Consider the following 14,450-nt stretch of genomic DNA (forward strand, 5'->3'; position numbering starts at 1 on the left):
CAATGAAACGATTTATTCCTATTTTATCCTTAGCCAGCCTACTCTTAGCCGGCCAATTCGCCTTGACTGAAGTAGCTCAAGCCACTGAATCAAGTGCTGCAAGTAGCACCAGTCAAGAATCTGCCAAGGAATCAAGCAAAAACTCATTTTTCAAAAAATCTAACGAATCCCAAGCTAAATCAGTCCAAGTAGGCCTCCCTAATGCCGGCTACTTCAACCTTCCTGGTAATTTCCAAGAACAAAAAGCTGATACCACGGACAAAACGATTCACTATATTGACAAAGAAAACAAAGAAGAACTCTACATCGATATCCAAGACGTCAAGGAAGGCGACCTGCCTGAAAAATTCAAGAAACTCAAGCCGCTAGACTATATGGCCCACAATGACATGTCTGTCTACGCCTTCAAAGCCCATGGCAAAAAGGTGACGACTGTCCCTGTTAACCTAGGCAAACCTTTTGGTTATGTTTATCAAATTGATGTAACCAAATCAGATGATCGCCGGGCCGTCATCATTGACTTCGCCCATCCTGATGATGCCAATCGTATCGTGCGCTTGACCTTCTTCAGCTCTAATGAAGAATCCCTTAAAAACTTAGTTAAGCACTTAGAAAAATGGCAAGCTAAGCCAGCCAACTAGTAGAAAGGATGAATCACATGACTAAAAAATTATTGAAAAGCGTCCTCTTAAGTTTGGCTTTGGCTACTAGCTTAGCGCCAACTGCTATCTTAGCCGAAGAACAAAGTCAGCAGGAAAACACTTCTTCCGTTGAGTCTATCTCTAAGCTACGCGAAGAAGCCAAGAAAGAAGTTTACAATGAAGGCAAGTCCCAACGTGTTGGGAGCGATCTAACAGGTTGGGTCAATGTCCCAGAAGATTTTAAAGAGTTCACTAAATACAAGGAGGAAAATGAGGGTAGACTGCTTCAATACGACCGCAATAACGAAGATGTCGTGGTCACCCTTGAGCAATTAGATCCTTATAACCGCGAAGACCTGATTTCATTCATGAAAAAATCCAGTGACGTGGAGCTACATGCTTTGGACAAGGTGTCCCATGTTAATTCCACTCTGACCCCATACTTTATCGAAATTACCAAGACTAAATTGCCTTTTGCTGATGAAGCCATCAGGATTCAGGCAAAATACGGACCAAACGATAATCCCGACTTATCTAGCCAAATCGTCTACTATGTCTTCGCACCAAATGACCAAAAAGATAAATATTATGTCATATCAGTCGTTTCTTATATCACAGATGACACCTTCATCAAGAACCAAGTGGAGCCAGTCATCAAGACTTGGTCACCTACTAAATAAGTCAAAAGCGACCGGCAATGCCGGCCGCTTTTTTGTTGGGCAGAGTTTCTGGCTTTTCTCAGCTCCTGACTGGGCTAGTGGGCCACTAGCTCCGGACTTTTCACGGTTTTCCGCCCTTTTCCCTGGTTTCTGGCTGAGCTAGTGGTCCACTCTCCAAAGTGGGCCACTGGCTCATGACTTTCCCCCGGTTTTCGGGCCTTTTACCGGTTTCTGCCCGAGCTAGTGGTCTACTCTTCAAAGTGGACCACTGGCTCGCGGCTTTTTCCCGGTTTCCCGCCCTTTTCACGGTTTCTGGCTGAGCTAGTGGTCCACTCTCTAAAGTGGTCCACTAGCTCCTGGCTTTTCCACGGTTTTCGGGCCTTTTCACGGTTTCCAGCTGAGCTAGTGGTCCACTCTTCAAAGTGGACCACTGGCTCCTGGCTTTCCCCCGGTTTTCCGGCCTTTTCCCCGATTTCAGGCCGAGCTAGTGGTCCACTCTCCAGAGTGGGCCACTAGCACATGGCTTTCTTTCGAATTTCTGACCTAGCTCGCGCCTTTTCCTTAGTAACAGAACAAAAAGGAGGCTGGATTCACAGAATCTCAGCCTCTTTCTTATTTTTATGCCCAGTGAGCAATGATTTCTAAACCAAAGTGGTCGCTGACGACGGGACCGCGCCGGCCGTCTAAAACAACGCGGTAGCTATCTACCACAAAGTCTTGGCTCAAGAAGGCCAAGTCAATTCTCAGTTGGTCCACATTGCCTTCCCAGCCGTCAATGGCTTTCTCGACAGTGAACTCGCCCTCTTTTTCCTTAGCCACTAGGAAAGCATCCTGGAGCTTAAGGTCACTGGCAGCAATCAAATCATAGCCTTCCTGGCGCTTACCAGCCGGATTGTTGAAGTCGCCCATCAAAATCAGTGGCAACTCAGCATGGCCACGCAGGATGGTTTCGGTCTTCTTCCATTCATAGCCAAAGCTAATGTCGCTGTCCGGATCCCACCAAGAGAAATGGCCACTGGCTACTTGCAGAGCCCGCTCGCCAATATACGTCTGCGCCCTTAAGAGGACTCGAGTGTGATAGTCCGTCCGGTCTTGGATGGCTGACACCCAGTAAGCTTCTGGCTGTAATGGCTCCTTAGACAAGATGGCCACGCCCTCATCATAGCGATCAAAGCCAATGTGGGCATCTGCCCAGGCCCAGTAGTAGGCCTTGCCAGCTTGGCGCAAGCCCTCTACTAAGAGACGGGCAAAGTTATCTTCCTTAATGGAACGTTGCTTAGCCACCGGACAGAAATAAGCATCTGGCTCCCAGAGAGGCGCCGTCATGGTTTGGTTGACTTCTTGAAGGGTAATCAGGTCATAGTCGCCTGCTAGGATGAAGTCAATCAACTCCCCTAGCTTACGCTCCTGCTCCACTTCAATCCAACTATGGGTATTGAGGTCCAATAATTTCATAATTTACCTCCTATGAAAAAAAGGTCAAAGAGTGGTGCGAGCCACTCTTTCAACCTTTTGAAATGATTAATGACTTAAAGCGTCTTGGATGTCTGATTTGAGGACATCGGCTTTAGGACCGTAGATAGCTTGTACCCCAGTGTCTTTGAGGACTAAGCCCATAGCACCGGCTTTCTTCCAAGCTTCTTCAGAACCAACCTTGCTTTGATCCTTAACAGAGACACGTAGACGGGTCATGCAGGCGTCAACATCCACGATGTTTTCGCGACCACCTAAGAGTTCGATGATGGTGGTTACTTGTTCATCGGCTGGTTTTGCTTCACCTGAATCTTTGCTGTCGGTAGTACCGGAATCGTAGTTCCCGTTACGGCCTGGAGTTGCAAAGTTAAACTTCTTAATCATGAAGTCAGCGATGAAGTACATAATCACAGCAAAGGCTACAGTTGTTACAACAAAGCGAACTAAGTCCATAGCCAAACCTGCTTGAATGGTCATCGGTGTACGAGTTAAGAGCTCGATAGAACCGAAGGAGTGAACACGTAATGGCCAGACATCTGCCATAGCGAAGGATGCCCCTTGAACCACTGCATATACCAAGTATAATGGCATTGCCGCGAACATGAAGAGGAACTCGATTGGCTCGGTTACCCCTGTTAAGAAGACAGCCAAGCAGATAGAGATAAACATGGTGCGGTATTCAGCCAATTTATCCTTATCTACGTTACGGTACATAGCGAAAGCCAAGCCCATGAGGGTCCCCATAGAACCAATCATTTGACCCACTTTGAAACGAGCTGGAGTCCAGTTTTTCAAAATGTGGTCGACTTGAGACATGTCGCCAATGTTGCGGAAGTGAGCTAAGTCAGATGCCCATGCTAACCAGAGTGGGTCTTGACCGCGAACGATTTCACCAATCTTGTCACCAGACAGGATTTGGTAAACCCCACCTAAGTCGGTGTAGTTGATTGGGATCGTTAACATGTGGTGGAGACCGAATGGTAAGAGCAGACGCTCCAAGGTCCCGAAGACAAATGGTGACACAATTGGTGCAGAGTCTTGCGAAGTCGCAATCCAGAGACCAAAGTTGTTAATCCCGATTTGGATAAATGGCCATACAACTGCCATTACTAAAGAAGTAATCACTGACCATAAGATAATTACAAACGGTACGAAACGTTTCCCGTTGAAGAAGGCCAAGGCATCAGGCAACTTACGGAAGTTGTAGTACTTGTTGTAGGCGTTAGCCCCTAAGAAACCTGAGATAATCCCTACGAATACCCCCATGTTAAGTGCAGGTGCACCCAACACGCTGGTGAAGAAACCTTTAACCATGATTGGCGTACCAAACAAGGTATGGGTGGTAGAAGCTTCATCTAAGAGCATCTTGTCGCTCACGTTGAAGACTGCACCCGTAATACGGTTAATGAGGATGAAGGCCAAACCTGCTGCGAAGGCACCGCCCGCACGGTCCTTAGCCCAGTTCCCCCCGATCGCAAGCGCGAAGAGAATGTGCAAGTTAACAATGATTGCCCAACCGATGTTTTCTAAGACACCACCGGTAGTAACTAAAAATGGAATAGACGCAAAGCTAATCGCTAAGGTTTTCCCGATACTGATCATAAGACCAGCTGCTGGCATAACGGCAATAACGACCATGAGGGCTTTACCGAACTTTTGCCAGAACTCAAAACTCAAGAATTTTTTCATCTTGTGTCTCCTTTCTATAAGTGCTAATTGTCTCTCTACCCTTCGCACATGTTGTCGGAATCTCAAGTTGGCAAAGTGACAATCAATAATAATGACATGAAGATTCCAACACGTACTTACACTTATATATTAGCGTTTACAAGTCTAAAAGTAAAGCTCATAAAGGGAAAGTTTTACGATTGATATCGGTATCATAAAAACTGCCAAATTGCCTGCTGATATGGCGACAAAAAAAGGACTGGGCACCCTGGCCCAGTCCTTGTCATGCTCTTATTAAGCTTGTTTTAGGCGCTCAACCTCGCGCGCGATTTCCATTTCTTCGTTAGTCGGTACGTTAAGGACGGTAACCTTAGCACCTTCTGGTGAGATGATGGCTTCTTTACGTGTGTTGTTACGTTCAGTATCAATGTCACAACCGAAGACGGTGATGCCTTTGATGACTTCCTCACGGATTTGGATAGAGTTCTCCCCAATCCCGGCAGTGAAGACAATAGCATCTACCCCGTTCATGACCGCAATGTATTGACCAATGTATTTTTGGATACGGTTGACGAAGATATCATGAGCCAATTGGGCACGTTCGTTACCTTGCTCAGCTGCTGATAAGATGTCACGCATATCGCTTGATACGCCAGAGATCCCTAAGAGACCTGACTTCTTGTTGAGAATATTAACCATTTCAGCTACATCGCTAATGCCTAATTTTTGCATAACGAAGGCCACTAAAGATGCGTCGATATCCCCAGTACGAGTCCCCATGGTTAAACCTGCTAATGGCGTGAAGCCCATAGAAGTATCAACAGAAATCCCGCCGTCTACAGCGGTGATAGAAGCCCCGTTCCCTAAGTGGCAGGTAATGATCTTGAGGTCTTTGACGTCTTTACCCATCATTTCAGCTGCACGACGTGCTACGTAGTGGTGGCTAGTCCCGTGAGCCCCGTATTTACGAGCCTTGAATTTTTCATAGTACTCGTATGGTAAGCTGTAGAGGTAGTTAACCGCTGGCATGGTTGTATGGAAAGAAGTATCGAAGACAGCTGCCATGGTGATTTCTGGTAAACGTTCCTTGAAGGCGCGCATTACCGCAGCTTCCGCTGGGTTGTGGAGCGGTGCAAATTCGCCTAAGTCAGCCACTTGTTGGATGACCTCATCATTGATTAAGGCAGATTCCTTGAAGAGTTCGCCCCCTGCTACGACGCGGTGACCTGCCCCGGTGATTTCGTGGTAGTCTTTGACAATCCCTAATTCGGTTAAGTGTTCGAATAAGAGTTCAACTGCCCGGTCGTGGGTCGCAATCTCTTCTACAAGTTCAAATTTTTGGTCGTCGCCGTATTCGATTGCGAAGATTGAGTTGTCCAAACCAATCCGTTCTACCAAACCTTTTGCAACTACCGTTTCTTGTGGCATTTCAATTAATTGGAACTTCAAGCTTGAAGAACCAGCGTTAATCGCCATTGTTTTTGACATGGTCTTAATCGCTCCATTCTGAGTTTTAAATAATCGATACTCCTATTATAGCACCCTTGGCAAGCCTTTGCATAGAAAAGACATTAGAAAAACGCAAAAAAGTCAACTTTTTTTCCTTGAATCTATTTGACTAGAAATTTATAATAGGAACATAAGGTAAATACGTTTTCAATTCGCATTAAGGAGGTAATAAGAATGCGACGATTTATTAAGCTTATTTTGGCCTTAGGTTTGGTGCTAGGACTGAACCTACCTCTCAGCCAAGCATCCGCCCAAGATGATTACATCTATGGAGTACCTGTAGAGAATCTTGGCAACCGTACCTATGGACGTCCAGCCGTTGATTTAGGTTACAATCCTGATTCCTTCCAGCTAGACGCTGCGACTAATACCTTGATTTCAAACGCTGCCAGATATTCTGTCACGATTGAACAAATCCCAACCCAGACCATCCAACTTCAGTCTGCCTACCCTGAAGAAGGAACTCGGACCATTTATGTTAACACTCGGGTAACGGTAACTAGCGACCCAAGCAATGGCCTAGCCATTCTAGGCCAACAGTTCTACCTCTTCTATAACAAATTTGGGACCATTTCTCTAGCTTTCCCTAAATTAGCGACTAACACTCGTCAAAAACCAGATCCATCTACGCCTTATGTTGAGTACTTGGAGTCTGGCACCAAAAAACCTGACTACAATACCGTTCAGGCAGTGCCTGCTGATCAGGCTCCTTATCGGGTGGACACCAAGAATTTAAGCCCATTGACCTATCATATGACTACAGTTAATATGCCAAGTGACTATAGCTTAGAGTTCACCAACTACACCATGTCCTTCAACTACCTCAACGATAGCAAGCAAAACACCTATCGCTTCCAAGTAGTCGACGGCCCAACCAAAGAAATTCGGGTTTACTCAGCAGATGGTTCTGGTATCCGGACCGTTAAGGTCAATACCCGCCTCATTCCGCAAGCCATTGTCAACGGGAATGAGCGTCAATTCGGTTATACTTACTATCTCTTCCACAACAAGAATGGCACCATCTCCTTGGTAACTCCAAACTTCGCTGGCAACTACGGCCAAGGTGAAGAAGATGTCATGTCAGAATATGTTGTCAATCCATAAATGTTTAACAGACTGGGACTAGCTCCCAGTCTTTTTCTTCGCTTTCCTCAAGCCTAGTAGTCTGTTATACTGTTAGCCATGAGGTGATGACATGGATTTTTTATTAGTAGGTGTCGGTGGCGCCTTGGGGGCTATTTTGCGCTATTTGCTAGGGCTCTTGCCTTATCAGGGCAGCTTTCCGCTTAAGACTTGGGCCATCAACTTAGCCGGTAGTTTCTTGATTGGTTGGTTGAGTGCGCGCTTAGGGCGTCAAGCCTGGTTCCCAGGCGATCAGTTGTTGCTTATCACCGGTCTCTGCGGTGGCTTTACCACCTTCTCCACCTTCAGCTTGGAGAATCTCAAGCTCCTGCAGGCGGGCCACTATTCCCAAGCCCTGCTCTATATGGCCAGCAGCCTAGTTCTAGGCTTAGCCTGTGTCGCCCTGGGCTACTACTTAGGCAAGCTATAAAATACCAAAAGGCTGGAAGCTAATGAGCTTCCAGCCTTCTTTTTATATCAATTAGATAGCAACCACATTAATGGCCTGCAAACCGCGCGATGTTTCTTGGACATCGTAGGAGACCGCTTGGCCTTCATTCAAAGTCTTGAAACCATCTGCTTGGATATTTGAGAAATGTACAAAAACATCGACTCCGTCTTGACCGGCGATGAAGCCAAAGCCCTTATCGACGTTAAAGAATTTCACTGTACCGTTTAACATGACTTTCCTCCTTATTTTTCTATGTAATACATCATTTAAATAATCAAGAAGAAAGCAATGCATCTTAATCATTTTCTTAATTAATCTACCACTCTGATACTATAATGGAACAAGTTCCAAAAGTAAAGTCTTTTTGCCTATTTATTTTAGGATTTAGCTACTTTTTGGCAAATTTCTCCTTGTCCCCCTTGAGACTTGGCGCTTATGGCGACCTATGCTACACTATAATAGAAGCAAAGGAGGGCTCCCATGTATAAGATTCTACTGGTCGAAGACGACCCTATTATCGCCCAATCCATCCAAAATATCCTGGCTACCTGGCACTATGAGGTCATCCTAGTCCAGGAATTTGATAAGGTCTTGGACCTCTATCTCCAGACCTCACCCCAATTAGTCATTCTAGACATCACCCTGCCGCTCTTTAACGGCTATTACTGGTGCCAGGAAATCCGCAAGGTCTCCAATGTCCCCATACTCTTCCTGTCCTCTCATGACCAAGCCACCGAAATCGTTATGTCCATCAATATGGGGGCAGATGATTACATTACCAAGCCTTTTGACAGCATGGTCCTGGTAGCCAAAATCCAAGGCCTCATGCGTCGGGCCTATGAGCTGACCGCCGAGACAGAATTTTCCGAGTATCACGGGGCCATGCTCAATCTCAAGACCACCCAACTCCACTACCAGGGTAACTTGGTCGATTTAACCAAGAACGAATTCCAGATTCTGCGGGTCCTCTTCGCCTCAGCTGGCCACTATGTCAGCCGCGACCAACTCATGCAGGAACTCTGGTCCAGTGAAGTCTTCATCGACGACAACACCCTTAGTGTCAACATGGCCCGTCTCCGTAAGAAATTAGAAGGGGTGGGCCTGGAGGACTTCATCCACACCAAGAAAGGAATTGGCTACGGCCTGGTGACTGCTCATGAAGCCTAACTTTTTCTTATCCTGGCTGCGCAACCGCCGCTGGCTCCTAGTTAGCAGCCTCTTTCAGGACGGTCTACTGCTGATTTCGGCCTTTGCCTTTCCGCTATACCAGGACCTTGCCCTCTATATCTTGATCCTAAGCCTGGTCTTACAAGTGACCCTGGCAGGCCTAGATGCCTGGAAGGAATGGCGCCACACTCAACGGGTTGAACTACAGCTGACCAATCACCAGCACCATCTTAAGGACTCCAATTCTACTTTGGCTGAGCAGACTATCTGGCAGGGCCTGCAAGAAGCTCACCACCAATTGCTCCAAGCCCAGCAAGCCTATCAAGCCAACTACCATGAACAACTGGATTACTATACCCTCTGGGCCCACCAGGTTAAAACACCCCTGTCGGCTGCCCAACTCCTGGTCGAGCAACTGGATCCAACGGGCCCCCTCCGGCCCCTTCTGCAACAGGAACTCTTCAAGATTAGCCAATATGTCGACCTGGTCTTACACTATCTGCGTATGGATACCTTCCACCAAGATTTGCAGATAGAATCGGTCAAGATTCAGGACCTGGTTAATCAAGTGGTCAAAAAATACGCCAGTTTCTTTATCCATAAGCCCCTGACCCTGGAATTGGAAGGACTGGACTATGTCTATGTGACCGACCGCAAGTGGTTGGAGCTGATTCTGGAGCAACTCCTGTCTAATGCTATCAAATACACCCCGCAAGGGACCATTAAGATTAGTATCCAAGAGGGTATATTGACTATTGCCGACACAGGCATTGGCATCCAAGCCCAGGATATTCCTCGGGTCTTCGAGCGTGGCTTTACAGGCTTTAACGGCCGGGTTTCCCAGCAATCCTCTGGCTTGGGCCTCTACCTCTGCAAGGCCATCGCCGCCAATCTGGGCATTGGCCTGACCCTCAAGTCCCAAGTGGGCCAAGGAACGCAAGTTCAATTGGACTTGAATCAAGCCCAATTAGCCCAAGATTAAGTCAGTCACTGCCAAAGTGACAATAATGTAAGATTAAACCGGAAATTGCAAGCCAAAGCTAAGGTAAGGCAATTTCCGGTTTTATATAATGAAACTATCAAATAACTCAAGAAGGAGTGACTGACATGACTTTACTAGATGTTCAACACGTACAAAAAACATATCATACACGATTTGGCGGCCAAGCCGTCCAAGCCCTCAAGGATATTCACTTTTCAATCGAAGCAGGTGAATATGTGGCCATCATGGGGGAATCAGGTTCTGGTAAGACCACCCTACTCAATATCTTGGCCCTCTTAGATCAGCCAACTAAGGGCCTGGTCTATCTCAACGGTCAAGACACCACTACCATTAAGCAGGCCGATGTGGCGGCCTTCCGCCGTAATGAGCTGGGCTTCGTCTTCCAAGACTTCAACCTCTTAGATACCCTATCCGTTAAGGACAACATGATCCTGCCCCTGGTTCTCTCCAACCAACCTGCCAAGCAAATGGATAGCCGGGTTAAGCCGGTCGCTAACCTGCTAGGCATTGGCGACCTCTTAGACAAGTTCCCCTATGAATTATCAGGCGGGCAACAACAGCGGGTAGCCATTGGCCGGGCCATTATTACCCAACCTTCCCTCTTATTAGCCGACGAACCAACAGGTGCCTTAGACTCTAAGTCCTCGGCCATGATCCTGGACCAGTTCGAAGCCATTAACCGCCAGGGCCAAACCATCCTCATGGTCACCCACTCAACGACGGCTGCTAGCAAGGCTAAGCGGGTCCTCTTCATTCGCGACGGTATCCTCTATCACCAACTCTTCCGCGGGGACAAGACCGACACCGCCTTCTTCCAACAAATCAGTGACACCCTGACCGCCATGGCAAGTCGAGGTGAGTAAGATGAGCAAAGTACTCTTTCCCTTAGCGCTGGCCAACCTACGCAAGAATTATCGTCTCTATGGCCCCTTCGCCCTGGCCTTCGTGACCTCGGTGGCCCTCCTCTATAACTTCATCACCCTGGCCTTTAATCCTAGCCTCTCTAGCCTGCGGGGAGGTCCTTCCATCGTGACCGTTCTGGCTCTTGGCATGATTATCCTAGCCATTACCGGGGCCGCCATTATCTGGTATGCTAACGGCTTCGTCTTCAAGCAAAGAACCAAGGAATACGGCCTCTACGGCATCCTAGGCCTTGAGCGCCGCCACCTACTCTCCCTCATGTGGATTGAAATTACCGTCTTCAGTGGCCTGTCGGCCCTAGTTGGGATTGCCAGTGGTGTCCTGGTCAACCGCCTGATTCTGGCCCTCTATCAACGGATTATGGATTTGAGCCTGGAATTAGATACCAAGTTCCAGCCCCAGTACTTGTGGACCTGTCTGACTTTAATCCTCCTACTCTATTTAAGCCTAATTGTCATCAATAGCTGGCGGATTTTCCGGCTCAAGCCCCTGCAGTTAGTCCGCGAAAGTCGACGCGGGGAGAAGAAGGGCCGCTTTACCTGGTTCATCGCCTTAATTGGCTTAGGCCTCATGGGCTATGGATACTACTTGGCCTTAAGCATTGAAAATGCCCTGGCTGCCATCATGGTCTTCTTCGTGGCGGTCCTCTTAGTGACAGCTGGGACCTACCTGCTCTTCCAGGCGGGCTCCATTACCCTGCTCAAGTTCCTCAAAGGCCGCAAGTCCTACTACTATAAGCCAGAGAACTTTATTTCCACCTCTAACCTGATCTTCCGTATGCGTAAAAATGGGGTTGGACTGGCAACCATCTGCCTACTCTCCACCATGGCGCTGGTGACCTTATCAGCGGGGATTTCCCTCTTCCTAGGGACCGAATCAGCCATTAACCGCTTCTACCCAAATGACTATAACCTCAGCATCAACTACTCCTATCAGTTTCCTCGTGCGGATGCGAGCAAGACACTAGAAGAGACCTTAAGTCAATTTGGTCAGAAATATCAATTAGACCTAGCGGACATGGATCATACCCACTACATCCAGGTCATGGGTAAACTCCATGGCCATGATTTTACCGGACAAGAAGTTCATGTCGACAGCGAGACTGGCATGGTCAAACATGATAATCCTGACAAGGAAAGTGCCACCCTCAATATTATCAGCCTAGCAGACTATAATCACTTAAGTGGCCAAAACTATCAATTGGCAGCCAACCAAGTGCTCTGGTTCGACAATCAAGCCAGCTCGGCCGATCGCAAGAATCAGGAAATCCAAGTGTCTGGCCAAAGCTTCCAGATTCAAGAACACCTGACCTCTAATCTCTTGGAGACTAAGGCACCAGACTTCACTATGAACTTCGTTGATCACCGGACCCTCTTAGTTGTCTCCGACCTGTCCGTCATCCAAGACAAGCTAGCAGGCACCAACTTCATTAGTCGTTACACGGTCTATGCCAATAGCCAGGCTAGCCGCGACCAACAACTGGCTTCTGCCGAGCATTTAGAAGATGTTTTGAAGGTCGTGCATGTTGATGAAGGCATTCCCGTTAATGCTTCCTTCCTGGTTAAGGCGGAAATCCGCGACTCCTACATGCAGATGATTGGTTCTATCTTCTTCATCGGCATCTTCCTAGCAGCTATCTTCCTACTGGGCCTAGCCTTGACCATCTACTACAAGCAAATTTCTGAAGGCCTGGAAGATGCGGATCGCTTTGAAATCCTTCAAAAGGTCGGTCTGACCAAGCAAGCCATCCACAAGACCATCCGCAAGCAAATCACTGTGGTCTTCTTCGCCCCAATTATCTTGGCCCTCTGCCACCTGGCGGGTGCCTATCACATGATGAGTCTAATCCTGCGCTTGATTTCCGCTATGCGCTTAGAAGATATCTTGCTGCCAACCATCGGTACCGCCCTGGCCATCACCCTCTTCTACTTCCTAGTCTTCTTGATTACTTCACGTAGCTACGAGAAGATTGTCTCCAGCAAGAGTTAGGAGGTCCTAGCCATGAGCCGCTTACTTCAAATTCCACGCGCTATCAAGTTCCTAGCCCTCTGCCTCCTCTCACTAGTCTTAGGATTGCTAGTCTTTATCAAGCTCAGCCTTCACATCTGGCTGGCCCACTTAGGCGGCAAATTGGCCCTGATGACAGCTGGAATCTTAGCGCTTGGCCTAGCCCATCTCCTCTTGACTTAATAGCACTAGAGCAAAAGAGACAGACCCCTTAGAAGGTCTGTCTCTTTTAGCTTATAATTTGAGTTCTGGATGAGCTTGCAGGTAGTCGGCAATGGCTGCCACGTCCTTGTCCCCACGACCGGAGACATTGACGATAATGATTTGATCAGGTGACATCTGAGGAGCACGTTTAATGACTTCCGCTAGGGCGTGAGAGCTCTCAATAGCTGGAATAATGCCTTCCAGACGGGTCAGGAGCAAGAGGGCCTGAACAGCTTCGGCATCCGTTGCTGGCACATATTGAGCCCGACCAGCATCCTTGAGATAGGCATGTTCTGGCCCTACCCCAGGATAGTCCAGTCCAGGCGAGATGGAATAGACTGGCATCACTGAGCCATCTTCATTGAAGAGAGCGTAGGTCTTCATGCCATCCACAACCCCGACAGTCCCCAGGGTCAAGGTCGCCGCATGACGGTCGGTCTGGAGACCATGACCAGCTGCTTCAACCCCCACTAGGGCTACCTGGCTATCAGGTAAGAATTCAGCAAAGGCTCCAATGGCATTGGAGCCGCCCCCCACACAGGCAATGACCATGTCAGGCAGGCGCCCTTCTTTTTCCAGAATCTGACGGCGAGCTTCTTGACTAATGACCTTCTGGAAGTCCTTGACCATGGAAGGATAAGGATGAGGGCCTACAGCAGAACCTAGGACATAGAAGGTGTCCTCAATGCCTTGAATCCATGCGCCAAAGGCTGCGTCAACGGCTTCCTTGAGGGTTCGTTCCCCTTCTTGCACGGCATGGACGGTGGCCCCCAGCATTTCCATGCGGAAGACATTGAGACGCTGACGCTCGACGTCCAAAGCGCCCATGTAGACATCGCATTCCATACCAAACTTGGCAGCTGCTGCCGCAGTCGCCACCCCATGTTGACCAGCGCCGGTCTCAGCTATGACCTTCTTCTTGCCCATACGCTTAGCCAATAGGATTTGCCCGATGACGTTGTTGAGTTTGTGGGCCCCCAAGTGATTGAGGTCTTCACGCTTAAGGTAAATCTTAGCCCCACCCAAATGTTGGGTCAAACTCTCCGCATAGTAGAGCGGGGTCTCACGGCCAGAGTAGTCCTTGAGATAATGATGGTATTCAGCCAGAAATTCTGGGTCATCCTTGTAGCGGTCATAGGCTTGCGCTAATTGGTCTAGGGCTTCTTGTACAAGTGGTGGCACATAGCTGCCGCCAAATTCTCCGAAAAAGCCTGTTGGTGTTTGTCTTAATGCTTGTGTCATAAGGGATTCCTCCTCTAATTTTGCTTATCTATCTGATCAAAAGTCAAAGCTAGCTAAGATACAAAAAGAGCCACATAGTAGCGACTATGCGGCTCTTAATCTCCTGATCGGGAACAAATTCGCCAACATAGATGCATCTTAGACCACGCTAAAAGTTGCATCTATGTTCCAGAACATACACACAACTTATCTATGCCAGCTTTGCCAACTTTGAGTTGCAGTAAATGTCATGGCGAATGCCCTCCTTCTCTCTCATTTGATTCTCATTATACACCTTTTTTCTCAGAATGCAAGCCTAAATTTTCAAAATAAGAAGCCCCAGCTCTCGATTGAAAGCTGGGGCTGGTCTTATCTGACTAGGCTTTAGTCTTCATCTGTCGCTT

General features: G+C 47.9%; 13 protein-coding genes and 1 pseudogene. 9 read left to right on the plus strand and 5 right to left on the minus strand.

The window, feature by feature from the left end:
* The first annotated feature begins 2 nt into the window (after positions 1 to 2).
* Positions 3 to 641, plus strand: a complete 639-nt coding sequence (locus tag HMPREF3093_RS00600) for a hypothetical protein (protein WP_070755120.1) — start codon at positions 3 to 5, stop codon at positions 639 to 641.
* 17 nt (positions 642 to 658) lie between these two features.
* The gene (locus tag HMPREF3093_RS00605) at positions 659 to 1,321 is read left to right on the plus strand and encodes a hypothetical protein (RefSeq protein ID WP_070755121.1); all 663 of its coding nucleotides are present in this window, start codon (positions 659 to 661) and stop codon (positions 1,319 to 1,321) included.
* Between the two features lie 597 nt (positions 1,322 to 1,918).
* Here HMPREF3093_RS00605 and HMPREF3093_RS00610 read toward each other — a convergent pair.
* The 3 genes and pseudogenes from HMPREF3093_RS00610 to HMPREF3093_RS00620 form a co-directional block, all read right to left on the minus strand.
* On the minus strand, positions 1,919 to 2,755 hold the full coding sequence (locus tag HMPREF3093_RS00610) for an endonuclease/exonuclease/phosphatase family protein (RefSeq protein WP_070755122.1): 837 nt from the start codon (positions 2,753 to 2,755) through the stop codon (positions 1,919 to 1,921).
* 75 nt (positions 2,756 to 2,830) lie between these two features.
* Positions 2,831 to 4,462 (minus strand): annotated as a pseudogene (locus HMPREF3093_RS00615) (PTS transporter subunit IIBC); the annotation flags it as partial.
* A gap of 273 nt (positions 4,463 to 4,735) precedes the next feature.
* Positions 4,736 to 5,929, minus strand: coding sequence for an acetate/propionate family kinase (locus HMPREF3093_RS00620; RefSeq protein WP_070755123.1), 1,194 nt, complete (start codon positions 5,927 to 5,929; stop codon positions 4,736 to 4,738).
* 195 nt (positions 5,930 to 6,124) lie between these two features.
* Here HMPREF3093_RS00620 and HMPREF3093_RS00625 point away from each other — a divergent pair, with 195 nt between their 5' ends.
* Both HMPREF3093_RS00625 and crcB read left to right on the plus strand, forming a co-directional pair.
* Positions 6,125 to 7,054: a hypothetical protein gene (locus HMPREF3093_RS00625; RefSeq protein ID WP_070755124.1), complete on the plus strand. Its 930-nt coding sequence runs from the start codon at positions 6,125 to 6,127 to the stop codon at positions 7,052 to 7,054.
* 91 nt (positions 7,055 to 7,145) lie between these two features.
* Complete coding sequence (crcB, locus tag HMPREF3093_RS00630; RefSeq protein ID WP_070755125.1) at positions 7,146 to 7,502, plus strand: fluoride efflux transporter CrcB; 357 nt, start codon at positions 7,146 to 7,148, stop codon at positions 7,500 to 7,502.
* Between the two features lie 51 nt (positions 7,503 to 7,553).
* Here crcB and HMPREF3093_RS00635 read toward each other — a convergent pair whose 3' ends face one another.
* Complete coding sequence (locus HMPREF3093_RS00635) at positions 7,554 to 7,754, minus strand: cold-shock protein (protein ID WP_070755126.1); 201 nt, start codon at positions 7,752 to 7,754, stop codon at positions 7,554 to 7,556.
* Between the two features lie 249 nt (positions 7,755 to 8,003).
* Here HMPREF3093_RS00635 and HMPREF3093_RS00640 point away from each other — a divergent pair, with 249 nt between their 5' ends.
* The 5 genes from HMPREF3093_RS00640 (at position 8,004) to HMPREF3093_RS00660 (ending at position 12,804) form a co-directional block, all read left to right on the plus strand.
* Positions 8,004 to 8,690 carry a response regulator transcription factor gene (locus HMPREF3093_RS00640; protein ID WP_023391893.1) on the plus strand — a complete coding sequence of 229 codons (687 nt, stop codon included), beginning with the start codon at positions 8,004 to 8,006 and terminating at the stop codon, positions 8,688 to 8,690.
* A complete protein-coding gene (locus HMPREF3093_RS00645; RefSeq protein WP_070755127.1) occupies positions 8,680 to 9,672 on the plus strand; it encodes a sensor histidine kinase in 993 nt (330 codons plus the stop codon). The genes HMPREF3093_RS00640 and HMPREF3093_RS00645 overlap by 11 nt, the downstream gene beginning before the upstream one ends.
* Before the next feature lie 125 nt (positions 9,673 to 9,797).
* On the plus strand, positions 9,798 to 10,556 hold the full coding sequence (locus tag HMPREF3093_RS00650) for an ABC transporter ATP-binding protein (RefSeq protein WP_023391891.1): 759 nt from the start codon (positions 9,798 to 9,800) through the stop codon (positions 10,554 to 10,556).
* 1 nt (position 10,557) lies between these two features.
* Positions 10,558 to 12,603, plus strand: a complete 2,046-nt coding sequence (locus tag HMPREF3093_RS00655; RefSeq protein WP_070755128.1) for an FtsX-like permease family protein — start codon at positions 10,558 to 10,560, stop codon at positions 12,601 to 12,603.
* Between the two features lie 12 nt (positions 12,604 to 12,615).
* Positions 12,616 to 12,804, plus strand: coding sequence for a hypothetical protein (locus tag HMPREF3093_RS00660; RefSeq protein ID WP_070755129.1), 189 nt, complete (start codon positions 12,616 to 12,618; stop codon positions 12,802 to 12,804).
* A gap of 51 nt (positions 12,805 to 12,855) precedes the next feature.
* On the opposite strand, the gene trpB is transcribed toward HMPREF3093_RS00660, so the two are convergent.
* Positions 12,856 to 14,067, minus strand: coding sequence for a tryptophan synthase subunit beta (gene trpB / locus HMPREF3093_RS00665; protein WP_070755130.1), 1,212 nt, complete (start codon positions 14,065 to 14,067; stop codon positions 12,856 to 12,858).
* Positions 14,068 to 14,450 lie beyond the last annotated feature (383 nt).

Source organism: Abiotrophia sp. HMSC24B09 (assembly GCF_001815865.1).
Taxonomy (GTDB): Bacteria; Bacillota; Bacilli; order Lactobacillales; family Aerococcaceae; genus Abiotrophia.

Coding starts and splice junctions, on each gene's coding strand:
- HMPREF3093_RS00600 (WP_070755120.1), top strand. CDS start 3: ATGAAACGATTTATTCCTATTTTATCCTTAGCCAGCCTACTCTTAGCC.
- HMPREF3093_RS00625 (WP_070755124.1), top strand. CDS start 6,125: ATGCGACGATTTATTAAGCTTATTTTGGCCTTAGGTTTGGTGCTAGGA.
- HMPREF3093_RS00650 (WP_023391891.1), top strand. CDS start 9,798: ATGACTTTACTAGATGTTCAACACGTACAAAAAACATATCATACACGA.
- HMPREF3093_RS00620 (WP_070755123.1), bottom strand. CDS start 5,929: ATGTCAAAAACAATGGCGATTAACGCTGGTTCTTCAAGCTTGAAGTTC.
- HMPREF3093_RS00635 (WP_070755126.1), bottom strand. CDS start 7,754: ATGTTAAACGGTACAGTGAAATTCTTTAACGTCGATAAGGGCTTTGGC.
- HMPREF3093_RS00655 (WP_070755128.1), top strand. CDS start 10,558: ATGAGCAAAGTACTCTTTCCCTTAGCGCTGGCCAACCTACGCAAGAAT.
- HMPREF3093_RS00640 (WP_023391893.1), top strand. CDS start 8,004: ATGTATAAGATTCTACTGGTCGAAGACGACCCTATTATCGCCCAATCC.
- crcB (WP_070755125.1), top strand. CDS start 7,146: ATGGATTTTTTATTAGTAGGTGTCGGTGGCGCCTTGGGGGCTATTTTG.
- HMPREF3093_RS00645 (WP_070755127.1), top strand. CDS start 8,680: ATGAAGCCTAACTTTTTCTTATCCTGGCTGCGCAACCGCCGCTGGCTC.
- HMPREF3093_RS00605 (WP_070755121.1), top strand. CDS start 659: ATGACTAAAAAATTATTGAAAAGCGTCCTCTTAAGTTTGGCTTTGGCT.
- HMPREF3093_RS00660 (WP_070755129.1), top strand. CDS start 12,616: ATGAGCCGCTTACTTCAAATTCCACGCGCTATCAAGTTCCTAGCCCTC.
- HMPREF3093_RS00610 (WP_070755122.1), bottom strand. CDS start 2,755: ATGAAATTATTGGACCTCAATACCCATAGTTGGATTGAAGTGGAGCAG.
- trpB (WP_070755130.1), bottom strand. CDS start 14,067: ATGACACAAGCATTAAGACAAACACCAACAGGCTTTTTCGGAGAATTT.